Source organism: Secundilactobacillus pentosiphilus, assembly GCF_002217985.1.
GTDB classification, from domain to species: Bacteria; Bacillota; Bacilli; order Lactobacillales; family Lactobacillaceae; genus Secundilactobacillus; species Secundilactobacillus pentosiphilus.
This window is the reverse complement of the sequence record NZ_BCMI01000001.1, coordinates 37,635-53,354: the sequence shown is the minus strand read 5'-3', so window position 1 is coordinate 53,354 and position 15,720 is coordinate 37,635. Positions and strand designations below refer to the sequence as shown.

At 42.7% G+C, this 15,720-nt stretch carries 14 protein-coding genes; 4 read left to right on the top strand and 10 right to left on the bottom strand.

Features of this window, described 5'->3' with window-relative positions; all coding sequences use genetic code 11:
* Window positions 1-741 precede the first annotated feature (741 nt).
* The 5 genes from CES81_RS00250 to CES81_RS00235 form a co-directional block, all read right to left on the bottom strand.
* Window positions 742-1,989, bottom strand: coding sequence for a carboxylate--amine ligase (locus CES81_RS00250; protein ID WP_089120213.1), 1,248 nt, complete (start codon window positions 1,987-1,989; stop codon window positions 742-744).
* A gap of 670 nt (window positions 1,990-2,659) precedes the next feature.
* Window positions 2,660-4,039: a DHA2 family efflux MFS transporter permease subunit gene (locus CES81_RS00245; protein ID WP_089120212.1), complete on the bottom strand. Its 1,380-nt coding sequence runs from the start codon at window positions 4,037-4,039 to the stop codon at window positions 2,660-2,662.
* A 173-nt stretch (window positions 4,040-4,212) separates the two neighbouring features.
* Window positions 4,213-4,383 carry a hypothetical protein gene (locus CES81_RS13415; protein WP_179211618.1) on the bottom strand — a complete coding sequence of 57 codons (171 nt, stop codon included), beginning with the start codon at window positions 4,381-4,383 and terminating at the stop codon, window positions 4,213-4,215.
* 48 nt (window positions 4,384-4,431) lie between these two features.
* Window positions 4,432-5,139: a zinc metallopeptidase gene (locus CES81_RS00240; protein WP_089120211.1), complete on the bottom strand. Its 708-nt coding sequence runs from the start codon at window positions 5,137-5,139 to the stop codon at window positions 4,432-4,434.
* A gap of 151 nt (window positions 5,140-5,290) precedes the next feature.
* Window positions 5,291-6,469, bottom strand: coding sequence for an RNA-guided endonuclease InsQ/TnpB family protein (locus tag CES81_RS00235; RefSeq protein WP_225356306.1), 1,179 nt, complete (start codon window positions 6,467-6,469; stop codon window positions 5,291-5,293).
* Window positions 6,470-6,975: 506 nt separating this feature from the next.
* Here CES81_RS00235 and map point away from each other — a divergent pair.
* Together map and CES81_RS00225 are read left to right on the top strand one after the other, a co-directional pair.
* Complete coding sequence (gene map / locus CES81_RS00230; RefSeq protein ID WP_089088317.1) at window positions 6,976-7,767, top strand: type I methionyl aminopeptidase; 792 nt, start codon at window positions 6,976-6,978, stop codon at window positions 7,765-7,767.
* A gap of 91 nt (window positions 7,768-7,858) precedes the next feature.
* Complete coding sequence (locus tag CES81_RS00225) at window positions 7,859-8,584, top strand: demethylmenaquinone methyltransferase (protein WP_089120210.1); 726 nt, start codon at window positions 7,859-7,861, stop codon at window positions 8,582-8,584.
* On the opposite strand, the gene CES81_RS00220 is transcribed toward CES81_RS00225, so the two are convergent.
* Window positions 8,585-9,220 carry a DNA-3-methyladenine glycosylase gene (locus CES81_RS00220; protein ID WP_089120209.1) on the bottom strand — a complete coding sequence of 212 codons (636 nt, stop codon included), beginning with the start codon at window positions 9,218-9,220 and terminating at the stop codon, window positions 8,585-8,587. It lies immediately after the preceding gene.
* Between the two features lie 57 nt (window positions 9,221-9,277).
* Here CES81_RS00220 and CES81_RS00215 point away from each other — a divergent pair, with 57 nt between their 5' ends.
* Both CES81_RS00215 and CES81_RS00210 read left to right on the top strand, forming a co-directional pair.
* Window positions 9,278-9,637 carry a DUF488 domain-containing protein gene (locus CES81_RS00215; protein WP_089120208.1) on the top strand — a complete coding sequence of 120 codons (360 nt, stop codon included), beginning with the start codon at window positions 9,278-9,280 and terminating at the stop codon, window positions 9,635-9,637.
* A 138-nt stretch (window positions 9,638-9,775) separates the two neighbouring features.
* Complete coding sequence (locus CES81_RS00210) at window positions 9,776-10,438, top strand: YczE/YyaS/YitT family protein (RefSeq protein WP_089120207.1); 663 nt, start codon at window positions 9,776-9,778, stop codon at window positions 10,436-10,438.
* 257 nt (window positions 10,439-10,695) lie between these two features.
* On the opposite strand, the gene CES81_RS00205 is transcribed toward CES81_RS00210, so the two are convergent.
* From CES81_RS00205 to CES81_RS00190, 4 genes are all read right to left on the bottom strand, one after another.
* A complete protein-coding gene (locus CES81_RS00205; protein ID WP_089120206.1) occupies window positions 10,696-11,121 on the bottom strand; it encodes an OsmC family protein in 426 nt (141 codons plus the stop codon).
* A 170-nt stretch (window positions 11,122-11,291) separates the two neighbouring features.
* Window positions 11,292-12,233 (bottom strand): phosphoglycerate dehydrogenase, encoded by a 942-nt coding sequence (locus tag CES81_RS00200; RefSeq protein WP_089120205.1) that lies wholly within the window; start codon window positions 12,231-12,233, stop codon window positions 11,292-11,294.
* A gap of 75 nt (window positions 12,234-12,308) precedes the next feature.
* Window positions 12,309-13,448 (bottom strand): GGDEF domain-containing protein, encoded by a 1,140-nt coding sequence (locus tag CES81_RS00195; RefSeq protein ID WP_089120204.1) that lies wholly within the window; start codon window positions 13,446-13,448, stop codon window positions 12,309-12,311.
* 422 nt (window positions 13,449-13,870) lie between these two features.
* Complete coding sequence (locus CES81_RS00190; RefSeq protein ID WP_089088309.1) at window positions 13,871-15,466, bottom strand: BCCT family transporter; 1,596 nt, start codon at window positions 15,464-15,466, stop codon at window positions 13,871-13,873.
* Window positions 15,467-15,720: the final 254 nt, after the last annotated feature.

The window sequence follows — 15,720 nt, the reverse complement described above, 5'->3', positions numbered from 1 at the left end:
GAATGAGTTGCTTTAACTCGAGATTGATTAGGTCTCGAAAGATCAAGATAAGAGATAGTTTTATTTATATATGTTCTGGCCCCGCATGGCTGACATATTTGTAATTCACCAAACCATCTAATTTATCCAGAACCGTGGCTAAAATCTGCTGATATTTTCATTTCTACCGCTCCTTTTACAGTTGACGTGTGTATAAATTTATCAAAAAGTGTATGAATCACCGTAATTATGTATAAAAAAACGCGCCCTTGTTTTAACAAGGGCGCGTTACGCTGTACCACCTTAAATTTATCACTCTTGGATAACGTGAAAGAAAAAAATTACACGGATTACCGCCTGGATGCTGTCTTCACACATTGGTTAATTACGATCTTCCATCATCATCGCTTGCTGTAAATTTCCGAATGCGCTAATAATTCATCTTCATTGGTTTTTAATTATTATTTTTTAGTATGGCTTCATGTTAATTCCCAACTTCAGATTTGTCAATTTACAAGCTATATTTATTTTAATTTACAAGTTTTAAACTGCTATGTGTCCTGCAACAAACCCCGTAGCAAGGCCTATCCAACACTTTTTTAAAAAAAGGATGAAACTTAAGTTTTTTTACCGGTAGTGCTGATTTATCTTTAATAACTATGATGATTAAGTGAATTTCCACTATTTTTTCTAATGCTTTTTTAATAATACTAAGCCTTAACTGAAAAAATGGTCCTTTAAAATTCTTCGAAAAGCCGTGAGTTACTGCTTTTCAACAAAATACTGTTTAAACGTATTTTCGTAACGATGATCAATGTATTTCTCCATTAACCAACGTTTAGGATTCCAATCACTCGTAAAATGATAAGTATTGCCAACTTTTCCGAGGCGAATTAACTCCAGTGCGTCCTGCTTAATTTGATTATCTTTTGCATATTTTTTGAATGTTCCAACACCCACACCTAACCAAAGCCGTGCTTTTTGGGTGTCCTTATTTGCATAAATAGTTTCAGCGCCACTTAAGCTATTTTCAATATAGTCTTTAACTGGCATGCTGGCTAGATTTTCGCCACTTAAAGTGACAAAAAAGCTGCTGCGGCCCTGACGAGGATTTAAATCAAATACCTTGAAAGTCTGATCACGCTTGTCATATTTGAGATCAAAATTCACAAAACCAGTATAGTGAACTTTTTCCAGAAACGACTTAATTGCACCGTAAATTTGCTCATCATAAGCGGGCATTATGGCGACGTAGTTACCCACCGCATCCGGAGTAGGGTCTTCTAGAAGTGGGTGTCCCAAACTCATTAATTTTACCTGATGATTTTGATCAACATAAACGTTAATGGTTCGCATATTGCTGTCATCGCCAGGAATATAATCTTGTAAAATCATATCCCCCTTGTACGGACTATCTTCATAAATTCGCGTTAGAATATGCTGCAAAAATTTTTCATCCTTAATGATATATGCCTTTTCATATTCATCAAAATTACCCTTATGCCATTCAACAGCATCAGCAGCTTTCAATGCTACCGGATAGCCAAATGGTGATTTAGTATGCTGGTAATCCATACTGGAAGAAATGATCTTCGTTTTAGGATATGGTAAGCCCGTAGCTTCGCAAACCTCATAAAACTTTTCTTTATCGGTCAATTGTTCAACGGTGTCATACTCAGGATATGGACAGACAAAATGAGCAGCTAGTTCCTTACGATTCTTCGAAACGAGCTCTGTGTAGTCATCCCCACAACTAATGAGTACTGGGGTGATATGCTGCTGTTCATAGTGCATTGCTACTTCGACTAGCTTTTTAGTAAAAACACTAGGAGCCTGAAAATTTTCTACTAGGTGTATGTTTACAATTTTGCTGAATCTTGTAGGCGCCAATTGTGCTTTTGCATAAAGTTCAGATTTGATCCCATATTCTGCAAAAAATCCTCGAGCCATCCCATATGCGTTAAAATCGCTTCCCAAAATAACTGGAACAAATTGTTTATATATTTTCATCATGTACACCTCAAAAAGAATTTTGCCCGCATACGAATATCTTTTATTATTAAGGCAACCAAATTTAGTGTCACTGGCCACGCACTCACTAATGGTTACATAAATATATATTTATATACATCAAAAATAAGCATCTAAAATAATTCGCCGTCAAAAATATAAATTCATAATTTAAATTAACCCAGTGCTAAACGATTACCACTTCATCGTTTACATTACAAATCAATACTTGACCTCAATTCAGAATACTATGAATCACGCCTTTATTCAATACTTCAACTAGCTATGTTATCAATTATTAGCTTATCTTAATTTATATATTTTATAAATATCCGTTTAATTTCTCGCTTAATTCCAAATTGACTAGCTTAAAAAGATCAACAAATATTTTTCACATCAATATCCCATTTTTACTAAAAGTGATAATTGTTCCGTGCAACATTAGCTGACTCAATTACAAAGCAATAAGTTTCGATAGCTTGCACAGCAATCTTCTTCAAGTTAGGGACTCAATTTACCGCAATCACACCAATTTGTAGTTTTATTATAATAATTGTAAATTAAAAAGAAGCACCAAAATGCCGTTAGCATTTCGATTCTTCTTTTAACCCTCTTACCTAAAAATTGGTTAATCTAGTCAAGATTTTTAGTCTGACAGTCATACTCCTGATTAATCTTGAATTTTCTTATCTTTCAAACTCAAAGCTAAAAGCAAACCAATGATTTCCAGAATAAAGAAAACAATGAAAGCAATATGGAAATTGCCTAGTGTCGCCGTAGCAACGCCCCCTAGCGAGAGTAAAATCGTTGCAACAGCAACCCCGGTGGACCCCAGTAATTGACGCATAGTCGTAATCACGGCCGTCCCGTGAGAAACCTTTTCGTTTGGCAGTGCATCCGCACCCAAAGTAGTCGCAGGCATCATCACAAAGGCGTTACCGCCTTCAATCAGCATGGCAATCGGCATCATTGCCCATAGTGAGAACTTACCTGGAATCAATGCTAAGATACCCCAGCCAACTAAGATCATGGTCATGCCAATCAGCAAAACCTTTTTAAAGCCGATTTTATCAGCTAATCGACCGGTTACCGGATTCAAAATACTTAGGAACACAGCCCCTGGAACCAGCGCCATTCCTGAAATAAACGGGCTAACACCCAAAATAATTTGGTAATACAGTGGAAAAACAATGGTGACGACGATCAGCGCAATATATGACAGCCCGGTTAACCAGACCGATTTATTAAACTGCACGACCTTAAAGACCCGTAAATCAAGCAGCGGTTCCTTTAAGCGTAATTGTCTGATACCAAAAAATAGCAGCAACAAAATGCTGACGATCAAAATAACACTGGCACTTCCCCAGTTGACACCTGGCGTACCGACCAAATTGATCACATAAAGGACCCCGATAAAGCCAACTAAACTGACAACTGAAAGCCAGTCAAGGTGCGAGGACACTTGCGGCATGACGTTAATGATCGTTTTTAGTGACAGTAAAATGACCAAAGTAATGATAATCATAAAGACGATGAACAATCCCTGCCAAGTCGTAAAACGCAGAACGATCCCAGAAATAATCGGTCCAACTGCTAGTGCGGACCCCATGACCAATCCGGCCAAGCCCATGGCACCGCCACGTTCTTCCCGGGGTGTAATGGTTAAAAGAACCGTTTGATACGACGGAAACAGGATGCCCACACCAATTGCTTCCAGTGCACGTCCCAAGAGAACTAACGGAAAGTTTGGTGCTAAAATAATTAACAGTGTCCCAACATCGAACATGATTAAAACGGATAAAAATAATGACTTAAAACCAATATTACTCAGCAGCCATGGACTTACCGGCATCATGATACACATAATCAGCATGAACCCCGTCGTTAACCACTGAACTGTTGAAGCTGAGATTGAAAAATACCGCATCAACGTTGGGTAGGCGGTGGACACTGCTGATTGACTAATTGACATTGTAAATGTCCCCATCAGTAGTGTCATCACGAACCACAAACGTGCGCGGCCGGATAACGTAGTCGTTGATTGACTCATCTTCAGATTCCCCCTTATTACCATTATCATAAGCGTAAAAGAGGCTAAAATCAATTGCACAAAACGTAGATTAAACAACAACACAGATAAAACTACAATTTATTTTACTTTTAAGTCATGCTTGCCTAAACATATCGGCACAAAAAAACACGGCAACCTTGGCCGTGTCAAAATTAACTCAGGCTGTTAATTGTGCCATCGTCAATTGCTTTTTTAATCTTCTTTGCTTCGTCCAAACGTGACTCCGTAATGTACTTCATCGTTACGTCTTTATCTGTTTCTGCTTGATTAAACTGCTCAGTTAAAAATTCAATTTGATCTTTTAAATATGAAATTAAGTCCATTATCTCCACCAACCTTTTCGTCCTACTACCATTATAAGTCAATCATGCTTAATTGTCGTCACGATTTCCACCAAAGAGAAGGATTAATCTTAAGAGCTGTAAAAAGGTAGCTAACGCAGCAGCAACATAAGTGAGTGCCGCAGATGTCAGCACCCGTCTAACCATTGGCACTTCATTAGCAGTTAACAAACCGCCATCACTGAGAATTCGCAGTGCACGGTGCGACGCGTTAAACTCCACTGGTAATGTCACTAGCTGAAAAAGCAGTGCTAATGAAAACAAGAGGATCCCGATGTGAATCAAAGTCTGGTTCATTCCCATTAGCACACCAACTAAAATCAGTGGGAAAGAAAGCGTTGAACCCAAGTTAGCAACCGGTACAATAGCAGTTCGCAGCCTCATTGGAAAATAATTCCGGGCATCTTGGACCGCGTGGCCGCATTCATGCGCCGCGACACCAACCGCTGCGACCGAAGATGAATTAGCCGTTGATTCCGACAAATTCAGTGTTTTGTTGCTGCCATTATAGTTATCGGTTAAGTTACCAGCAATTGGATGCACCGAAACGTTGTTAATACCCGACTGCTGCAAAATATATTGGGCAGCAGCTGTCCCCGTCACGCCGCTCTGGGCGCGGTAACGGTCATATTTAGCATAAGTTGAATTAACGTAACCCGAAGCTGCCATGGATAACAGTAATCCAGCAATCACTAAAATATACGTTGGATCAAAAAAAGCGAAGATCGGTGATGTCATTTAACCCCTGCTACTGATAACTTATAAAAAGTTATAGATTATTCTTGCTTCTCCCTATCCTGCCCCGCATGAAACTCGCTAATACAGTTGATATGATAGTCCACAAGCGTTAATTCCCGGCTAGCCACCGGTACATACTCTGATGCCTGTTTTAGTAGGCTAATTCAAAGTTTTCAGTATCCCTGATATTCAGGGCCGCATTAATATCACGATCCGCGGTATAGCTGCAATTCTGACATTCATACACCCGATCTTGCAGTTTTAAATCAACTTTTTTATGGCCACATTGATGACATACTTTAGAAGTTGGTTCAAAACGATTGGTTAAGTGTACCGGAATATCTAACTGCTGACACTTAGCAATCAGTTTAAGCCGAAAATTATAGAAGCCTTGGTAACTGACCGCTTTAGCTAAATGCCGATTTTTCATCATACCTTTAACATTCAAGTCTTCTAAGGCTACCCACTGCGGTTTGGTTCTCACCACAGCAGCAATAATCTTATTTTGGTAATCCAACTGAATGTTGGTTAATCGTTGATACAAGCGTTGCACCTTCCGCTGAGTTTTGGCTAGATTCAAATCAGTAGCAGTTTTCCCTTCTTTCTGTCTTCTAGCTTTCAGTGCGTGATACTGACGGGACATTTTTCTTTGCAGCCTGCGCAGACGTTTTCTGATGCGCCTTACGCGGCTGCTTTTGTTTTGATTATGATACAAAGTACCATCATTTAAGATGGCAAATTCTTTTAAACCAAGGTCGATGCCAATGGGCTCACCGGTTAGTTCTAACTTCGGCAATTCAGCCTGTTCCACTAAACAGGTCAGATAATACCGACCAGCCTTGCATTTGATTCGGCCTTGTTTGATAACGAAGTGTTCTGAGTCTGTAGGAATGTAGCCAAATTCTTTGAGGCGTACCCAGCCAAGTTTCGGCAACTTGATCCGGTGGCGCTGACAAGGGATGATTTGCGTTTTACCGTTCTTAACAAAGTAGTAACAGCCCTGACCACGTTTAAACGAGCGCCAATGTGGGAAATCACTCAGTTTCTTAAAGAACCGTTTCATAGCCATATCGGCATCGATGAAGGCCTGTTTAACCGATTTGGCATATAAATCCTTGATCCACCTGTCATCAGGATTAGCTTCTAGATACTCATGGTTAAACCACTTACTAAAGGCGTATGCGTTTAAGTAGCAGTAACCCATTTCGTAGCGCTGCTGATTGATATCCAAAAACAGGTTATGGGCCCAACGACTGCCACCAATATGACAATCAATCTGCCAGGCTTGTTTTTTAGTCGGCTTAATTTCGACTTTATAGGTGAGTAACATCAGTTGTGCCGCCTTATTGAATTTAATCACCAAGATGAGGTGTCCCTCACATTATACAGGATGGATTTATCCCAAAAAGCTCTTTAATCAAATTCATATAAATCACTACTTATATGCTATCAGATAATACGAAATAGTATAGAAGCACCGCTTTACAAAGATTGATATTCTTTTACAGCAAAACAGTTACTTTTCATACCTCCTATCTATTGTCAGTCATATCGTTGCAGAACATTGTAGCAAGGAATTGCAGCGGGAACAAGAAATTTAATGAATGCTTAAGGTTACTGTTGGGTAAAGAAATAAGGGGGAATGGCATCATTGCCTATTCGGGTTGCAGCAAGCTGAGACTTGCACATAAGGCGCTTTCGGCATAAATCCGAGACCCATGGATTTTTGCCGAAAGCGCCTTATGCTCCAGTCTCAAAACGCTTGCTTCCACACCATCGGTTTTTGGTGTACCATTATAACTGTTGAATTCAAAAAGAACAAAGGAGCATAAATTCTTGATTACTTTAAAATCAGAACGTGAAATTGAAATGATGCGTAAATCCGGTGCCGTTTTAGCTGGTGTTCACCTGGGTCTACGCGACATCATCAAACCAGGTATTTCTAGCTGGGACATCGAAAAGTTTGCCAACAACTACATCGAAGAACACCACGCTAAGGCCGAAGAAAAGGGTTTTGAAGGCTACAAATACGCTACCTGCGTCAGCGTTAACGACGAAGTTGCCCACGCCATTCCTCGTAAGGATCTCTTACTTAAGAACGGCGACATTGTTGCCGTTGATATGGTGGTCAACTTGGACGGCTTCATGAGTGATTCTTGCTGGACCTACGCCGTTGGCGAGATCAGCGAAGAAAAGCAGCACTTAATGGACGTCACTAAAAAAGCCCTTTACTTGGGCATCGACCAAGCCGTTGTCGGTAACCGGATCGGTGACATTGGTTACGCAATTCAGCACTACGTTGAAGACGAAAACCACATGGGCGACGTCCGTGAGTTGATTGGTCACGGTATTGGACCGACCATGCACGAAGAACCCAACGTCCCTCACTATGGCGAACCTGGTCAAGGTTTACGTTTACGTGAAGGCATGACCATCACTATCGAACCAATGGTTAACCTTGGTACCTGGGAGATTGCTTCTAAGCAAGTTCCTGGTGATACTTGGGAATACTACGTTTCAGCTGACGGTACTCCTTCAGCTCAGTACGAACATACTTTGGTCATCACTAAAGACGGTCCTAAGATCTTAACTTCTCAAGACCCGGTCGAAGATGCCAAGTACCTTTAACTTAAAATGAAAAACGTTCCGCAGCTCAAATGAGCCGGCGGGACGTTTTTTTGTTATGATTAATTTGTTGAATTTACCAAGGAGGCAAACGATGTCACTAACTAATCAAACACCTGAATCACAGGTTCAGTCACTCTTTAAACGAGTAGCTGCTAATTATGATCAAATGAATAATCTTATTTCACTGGGTACGCATAAGCACTGGCGAAAAGTAGCGATGGCCCGCCTAGCTATCAAGCCTGGCAGTTTTGTACTGGACTTATGTTGCGGTACCGGTGACTGGACAATCGCATTAGCTAAAGCGGTCGGCCCATCCGGCCAGGTTGTTGGGCTGGACTTCAGCAGGGAAATGCTTTCCGTTGCCAAGAAAAAAGTTGCCTCAGCCGGCTTGAATGATCGTGTCACTTTAGTCCAGGGCGATGCCATGGCACTGCCATACGCTAATAACCATTTTGACGTGATTACGATCGGTTTTGGCCTGCGTAACGTTCCGGATGCCAATCAAGTGCTACGCGAAATGTACCGGGTAGTCCGCCCCGGTGGCCAAGTTGCCTCCCTGGAAACCTCCCAGCCTACTCATCCAGTGGTCAAACTAGGCTGGAAGATTTACTTCAAACTGATTCCAATGATGACTAAACTGGCCGTCCACAATTATCAAGACTACGTTTACTTGGAACAGACCGCAGCCAACTTTGTGAACGCGAAGCAATTAGCCGCCATGTACGCTAAAGCAGGCTTTAACCGCATCGCCTACCAAACCTTTGATATGGGCGCCGCAGCATTCCATAGCGCCAGAAAACCATACACTCAAAGCTAATTACTTCACTTCTTGCCAGCCGTGCGTCTCAAAGTCCATATCCCGCTTCCGCATACCAGAAACGTAAGGACTCCCGGCAACGTAATACCGGTACGGCGCATTCGTTTGCCCACCGCGTTTGCTGACGCCGATTCGTGCGGAACTGACAATTTTGACTGGCGTCCGGCTGTCCTGGAGATCAATACTAAACGGACTATCATCAAGCATGGTGTTGTTCCAGTGTAAATCATTGACACCAAATGCCTGCATCAGTTTACCCGGTCCGTTAGTCAATTCTGAACCCGTTTTCGGTCGGTTAGCCATCATAATGCTCAGACCGTCCTTGGGTTCAACGCCACGAATTAAGATTCCCTGCGGTTCGCCTTCACTTTGAGCCGCAATGTCAAACGCGTAGTAACCGCGTGACGTATAAATGTAAATGTTCCCGGGTGCACCATACAAGGCATCGTTGGCCTTCGTACGGCGCCCTTGATACGCGTGAGCCGCCGAATCAGCAGCACCTAAATAGGCTTCCGCCTCAACAATGTAGCCGCTGACCAGTCCCTTGGGTGACCTGTAGCGCAATAGTTTCCCCAACAAATCACGAGTAACGGTTTCAGTCGAACGACCACTGAAAAATTCTGCCATAGTTATCATTATTTTTTCCCCCTCCCGTCGTTATGTTATATTTAATTATAGAAGAGGTGATACAAAATGGCACTCAAAATTGAACGAATTTACACAAAACCTGCTGACATGGACGGCTATCGGATCCTAGTCGACCGTCTGTGGCCACGGGGGATCTCTAAGGAAAAGGCTGCGTTAGATGAATGGTTCAAAACCATCGCTCCCTCGAAGGAACTGCGTCAGTGGTTCGGCCATGATCCCGAAAAATATGAGGAATTTAAATCCCGCTATATTGCTGAACTAGACGCTAACCCCGATCGAAACCAATTTCTGGAATTGATCAAAAACCACTTAGCTGAAGGCAACGTCATCATGCTCTATGGCGCAAAGGACGAGACCCACAATCAAGCGGTTGTACTCAAAGAATATTTGGAAAAATTACTATAATCAAAAAACTGACTTGTTTGATGCGAACCCCCAAAGTAAATCTGCTTTGGGGGTTTTGACTCGGACCGTTTAAGGGCGACTAGCCTTTCTTTTTCAACTAAGTCCCGTATAATAGAATCGTTACGGAGGGATCAACGCGTGTATCAAGATAACGGCAAACCAACTATTTTGGGAGACTGTATACTACTTATCGTCTCTATTATCATCAACTCATTAGGAAACGCACTAACCGTTTCCCTTAACTTAGGCAGCGCGTTATGGACCGCTTCTGCTGTCAACATGGCACACCTCTTTCAGATGAACTTAGGTAACGTTTTGTTTCTCGAAGGCATTGCCGTCATTTTATCCAATGCTGTCTTACTGCGACAGTTTGATTGGCACCGGATGCTCGGCAACCTCCTGTTCATGGTACCGTTTAGCTACTTAGTCAGCGGTATCGCTCAGTTGCTGACCGTTTTTCATATCCAGCAGCTGCCACTCATACCTTCCGTGGTCCTAGATGTAATTGGCGTGATGATGATTGGCTGCGGGATTTCGATCTATCAACGGATTAATTTAATTCTTCATCCCAACGATGATTTCATGCAGATCCTCAGGTTCAAATACTTGCACGGTAACGCGGTGATTGCGTCGTTAGTCGCCTTTATTACCCCCATCACGATTATTACCGTCTGTTTTCTCATTCAGCATCAGTTATGGGCCGTCAACATCGGTACCATCGTAGCGCTGCTGTTCCAAGGCACCTTCATTGCGCTAAGCGACCGCTACGTTTTTCGAAGATTAAAGCACCAACGCTTGTAAATAAGCGGGTGTGACGCAACTCGGTAGATTCCAGAATATAATGCCAAAATGCACCATCCCAATAAAAACCATTGGGATGGTGCATTTTGGCATTATATGGCCGGAATCTGAGTTGTGGAGCAGGCTAAGGCTATATTCCAGTATTGAACCAGCGTACATTTTAAGCTGTGCTTTAGTCAAGAAATCAACTGGAATCCTTATCGACATAGACTTAAGTCACAGACACGTTTGCTGTATATCTCTTTAACTATTAGTCTCTAAAACGAAAACTCATCCACAACTTCAAACGAGACGTTAGCGTTTTGTTTGATCATCTTAGCGACTGGGCAATAGTTTTTGGCTTCATCAACGAGGCTTTGTGCCTGATTACGGTCAACGCCTGTCATCATCACTTGAACACGCACCACAAACTTGTAGCCCGTCTCATCTTTTAATTGATCCACACCCGTCTGCACAACACTGGTGTGCGGTAAGTGATGCTGCTGTTCAATAATTTGAATGGTCGCGTTGAAACACGTACTGATTGCTAAGCCCACTAGCTGCTCTGGATTAGTACCAGAACCCTTGACTAATGAGCTGCTGACGCCCAGTGCTAGGCCTTCATTACCACGAATAAAACTGACACCGCTTAAACCTTTTTCATTTACTGCCTCTGTATGATACAACGATCCATCAATTGCCATTGTCAGGATCCCCCTTTTGTTTTTAGTGCCTGTAGTGTAGCACGCAAAAAAGCGATTCCAAAACGTTTAGCTTGTTTTAAAATGGCAAATAAATAGGCGTTAAAATAATCATTAAAATTTTAAATCAGCTTATAAGAGGGGTAAATTATGGCTAATCGATAAAATCACGCTTAAACCTGAGGCTCATTGACCGCCCATTCCGGTTTTTGCCCCGATAACACCTCATCAATCATTTTCGCCGCACCCATGGCCATATTTTGACCAGCTTCAACGGTACTTGAACCCGTATGCGGCGTTAAAAAGACGTTATCCATCTGATAAAACGGACTATCGGCAGGTAGCGGTTCTTCATCGAACACGTCCAAAGCGGCGCTGGCAATTTGACGTGCATTAAGCGCCTTGATCAAAGCCTGTTCATCGACGACGGAGCCACGTGCTAGATTAATCAGCGAAGCACTCGGCTTCATCATGCCGAATTCCCGCTCACCGAGTAAGTGCTCCGTTTGCTTGGTGGCGGCAATGTGAAGTGTAACGAAATCTGATTGTTGCAATAAAGTCTCTAAATCAACGTATTCACCGAACTTGGTCGGGCGCTTCGTGCGGTTATAAATCAGCGTTTTCACACCCAAACCGCTGAGCATCTTAGCCACTGCCTGCCCGATGTGGCCGTACCCGATGATACCAACTGTCGAACCTGCTAGTTCGTGGCCAAAAATCTGCTTGGCAGCTCTCTGCTGTCCCTGCCGCATTAACGTTGATATTTCAAATGACCGCTTGGCCAGCAACATAATATCAGTGACTGCATTTTCAGCGACACTTGTTGCATTCGCACCTGGTGTGTTGGTGACCCAAACACCCTTAGTTGCCGCGTAGTCAACATCGATACTGTCATAGCCCACGCCATAGCGAGCCAAAACCTTTAATTGAGGTAATTTATCGTACAAATGATTAGGGAAAGGCGCGACAAACATCATGATCCCAGCAACGTCGGGTGCCGTGGCTAAAATCGTCGCCTCGTCTGGATTATCAACCGTGAGGACTTCATAGCCCCGCTTGGTTAAATAGTGATCAGTTTGCCTGTCAGCCACCTCAGGGATGATTACTTTTTGCATACTGAAAATTCCTTTCTGGTCTAAAGAGTTTGATACTGCTTAAATTTTAACATGATTCCATTCAAGTACCCGAATTTAAGCCTTTTCCGCCGTAGTCACCCGGTTTCGGCCAGTCTCCTTGGAACGGTACAAGCGTTGATCGGCGCGCTTATAAACGTCCAAGTAATTTTGGTCTTCCGCATCAATTTGATCCTCACCCATGGAAATGGTGATTTGAAACTGGGTGCCCTGCTTCGTCCTAAATTTTAAGCGACCAATAGCTTTACGGACTTGATTAGCAATCGCTTCCGGTGTGTTACGCTGCGTTTGATCATCAAAAACGAGAAACGAAAACTCTTCTCCCCCAACCCGATAAGCTTTGGCATTACAGCTGATTTGAGGAATTTGCCGGATCAGCTCACCGGCAACTCGCTTGAGGACTTCGTTACCTTCCAAATGCCCATAACGGTCGTTCACCCATTTAAAATGATCAACGTCGAACGTGTACAGCAAATATTGTGTCCCATGTTCCTGATAATCTTTAAACGCCCGCTGTAAATCATCGTTAAAGACCCTAAAGTTGCTTAACTTTGTCAAATTATCCTGCCGGGCATCCCGAATAAGACGAGCCTGCCATTCTGCCCGACATTTTAAGCGATAATAAATGAACCAGATCAGATAAAAAACGCATAGACTCGCAGTCAGTTCCCATAGCCATCCTGGTTCGATGCCGTCTAGGGAAATCCAGTTAGCCCACATAAACGGCGTCGCAAACAAAAAACAAAACGGATAATACAGCAATGGCCGATTAATGATCAGGCGACCGAACCGTTCCGCAATATACATCATCACGATGCTAGCAACGAAAAAGTAACCCCACCACTCCACGTTTGGCAGCCACCAATACCAAAGCAGCAGCGTTACCGATAAATATAAGAAAAGCCAGCGACTTTGATTAAAGAACAGTGCAAAAATCAATACCCCAATTTGAAACGCTAGATAGCTCCAGCCAAAGGCCTCACTATTATGAACATTCACCATAATGCGCAGAACTGAGGCTAAGTGATAAAGCACCAAAAAGCCGATGGTTAAAGTAATCTGACTGGCATTTCGAAACCGTCCCCCAATTGAAAACTGAAACCGAGTTCGCTGCAGCCAAGAATACAGTAATGCAAAACCCGTTAATAGCAGCAGGTTGATGACAAAGGTGACACCCCGAATTGCCCATATCAACATGTTGTTTCCCCCATTTTCAATTTAATTTTGAAAATTACCACTTTTAGTTTGCCTCACTAGACGATTTCTGTAAAGGAAAACTTATCGTTCCCAAAAGTACATAGTCGATAAACGCCCTTAATTAAGGGGATTCAACAAATTAATTTAACCCTATTTTTAACAAAAAAGTTCTGAAGTTGTACTATAAGTCTCTATTGATAAACCTGGAATCAAGTTTTTTGACTAAAACACATTTTAGGATTTACTTTCGTTCACTCCTTTAATGTAGCCTTAACCCGCTCCATAACTCAGATTCCAGCCATTTAACACCAAGAAGCGTCCTCCCGATAAAACCCATCGGAAGAACGCTTCTTGGTGTTAAATTCTGGAATCTACCGAGTTATGTCACGGCTTCAGAACTACGATTTAATCATAACTATAAGTTAGTTAGCCAGTCGGTTAGGCGATAAAATAAGCTTGCCACGGATCGCTGACTTGCGTTCCACTGTAACTGGTTGATGCGCCATTTCGGTAATTTCCGGAGACGGTGTAAAGACCAGTTCGTGATCGTGCTTAACTAAGCGACGGATCGACATTAATATCACCGCACAAACCCCGATCAACGGGAAGCCAGCCAAAACCGAAATCGTCTGAATGACTTTGAAGCCACCCACTAAGACCAGTGAAATTGCAAAGACCATGAAGACGACGACCCAAGTCATTCGGTTGAAGCGAGTTGGTTCGCGGCGCTTTAACGGCGTACTGGTAAAGGATGACAGAATGTAAGCTGAACCAGAAATAGTCGTTGCTAAGAAGATAAAACATGACAGGCAGTAAAGTAATGTCATGACTTGTTTCATTGGTAATGTTCCAATGACAGTCGCAATCACAGCAGCCTGACCCTGAGTGTTTAAAATGTGGACCAAGTTAATGACCCCGTTTTGTTGCAGCCAGAGTGAGTAGCCGCCCATTACCGCGTAGAACAAAGCACAGCCGGTAAAGCCGTACATCAGCATACCCATAAGCATCTGACGAATCGTCTTACCACGAGAAATTTTCGCAATGAACAATCCCATCACTGGCATGTATGACAACCACCAGCCCCAGTAAAAGATCGTATCCTGTTGAGGAGCACTTGGATGCGTATTCGTAGCCATTGGTACGAACTTTTGAACCAGCATGCCTAAGCTGCGTGCTTCGTTAGTAATAATGTAACGTGTAGGACCAAAGAGTAAAATTAAGACCAGAAAACCGATGGCTAACCAAATATGTGCCATGCTTAAGCGGTCAATTCCACCGTTCAAGCCTTTAAAGACCGTCACGGCAAAGAGACAGAATAAAACAAAGAATAAGCCCATTTCCAGTGGCAAACCGTACTTAATACCGGTTGCACTTGAAAATGCTTTGGCTGTAATTGGGACTTCCATCCCGATTGATGAACCGACACCACCAATAATACCAATGACGACAAGGACGTTGATCAAGCCACCAACGAATCTTTTAATCGATTGATGCTTGTCACCATCCAACATGCCGATCCCATCACTGAGCTTTTGAACGGGTTGCCCTTTACGGTACAACAGGTAACCAATCAAAACAGCGGCGGGTGCAAACATCATCCAAGCCATTGGCCCCCAGTTAAACTGCCCAGTCATTGTGGCAGAAACATAAGCGGCGTTTGAATAGGCTTTAAGATGAAAGGGTGGGTTTTGAATAACCGTCAATGGATCAGTGATCGACAACATCATAATGCTGGCATCAATCGCTGTAGCAAACACCATAGCGCCCCACTTGAACCCACTGTAAACCGGTTTGTCATCAGGTTTTCCAATTTTAATTTTCCCATATCGGCTAAATGCCAATCCGATTAAGAAGACGAAGTTGATGATATAAATACTCAGATACATCCACCCTAACTTTAGGTTCATCCAGCTCAATAGGCCAGATAGAGGTGATTGAAGACCCTTTCCACCTATCATTAACACTAAAGTTGCCAGTAAGAATAATCCCACAGTTGGTACAAAGACCCACTTGTTGATTAACTTGCTTCTTAAAATAATATTCCTCCTCTAATAATTGTACATACCGGGGACAGAGTGTGGCGCAAGTCAAAGTGTCCGGCAAGGCTGTAAAAGGTTGCTTCCAGCCCACTCCTCAATCAGAATCCCGTTATTGAATTCAAACCATTTGTGAGCCGGTTAAAACCTCTACCTTGCGTCTCGTGCTTTAATTCGTGAAGTACACCGTGACTTTTTATTAGCTAGGATGTACTTGAAACCACTTATGAAATTGT

Coding starts and splice junctions, on each gene's coding strand:
- CES81_RS00250 (WP_089120213.1), bottom strand. CDS start 1,989: ATGAAAATATATAAACAATTTGTTCCAGTTATTTTGGGAAGCGATTTT.
- CES81_RS00245 (WP_089120212.1), bottom strand. CDS start 4,039: ATGAGTCAATCAACGACTACGTTATCCGGCCGCGCACGTTTGTGGTTC.
- CES81_RS13415 (WP_179211618.1), bottom strand. CDS start 4,383: ATGGACTTAATTTCATATTTAAAAGATCAAATTGAATTTTTAACTGAG.
- CES81_RS00240 (WP_089120211.1), bottom strand. CDS start 5,139: ATGACATCACCGATCTTCGCTTTTTTTGATCCAACGTATATTTTAGTG.
- CES81_RS00235 (WP_225356306.1), bottom strand. CDS start 6,469: ATGTTACTCACCTATAAAGTCGAAATTAAGCCGACTAAAAAACAAGCC.
- CES81_RS00225 (WP_089120210.1), top strand. CDS start 7,859: ATGTCACTAACTAATCAAACACCTGAATCACAGGTTCAGTCACTCTTT.
- CES81_RS00220 (WP_089120209.1), bottom strand. CDS start 9,220: ATGATAACTATGGCAGAATTTTTCAGTGGTCGTTCGACTGAAACCGTT.
- CES81_RS00215 (WP_089120208.1), top strand. CDS start 9,278: ATGGCACTCAAAATTGAACGAATTTACACAAAACCTGCTGACATGGAC.
- CES81_RS00205 (WP_089120206.1), bottom strand. CDS start 11,121: ATGGCAATTGATGGATCGTTGTATCATACAGAGGCAGTAAATGAAAAA.
- CES81_RS00200 (WP_089120205.1), bottom strand. CDS start 12,233: ATGCAAAAAGTAATCATCCCTGAGGTGGCTGACAGGCAAACTGATCAC.
- CES81_RS00195 (WP_089120204.1), bottom strand. CDS start 13,448: ATGTTGATATGGGCAATTCGGGGTGTCACCTTTGTCATCAACCTGCTG.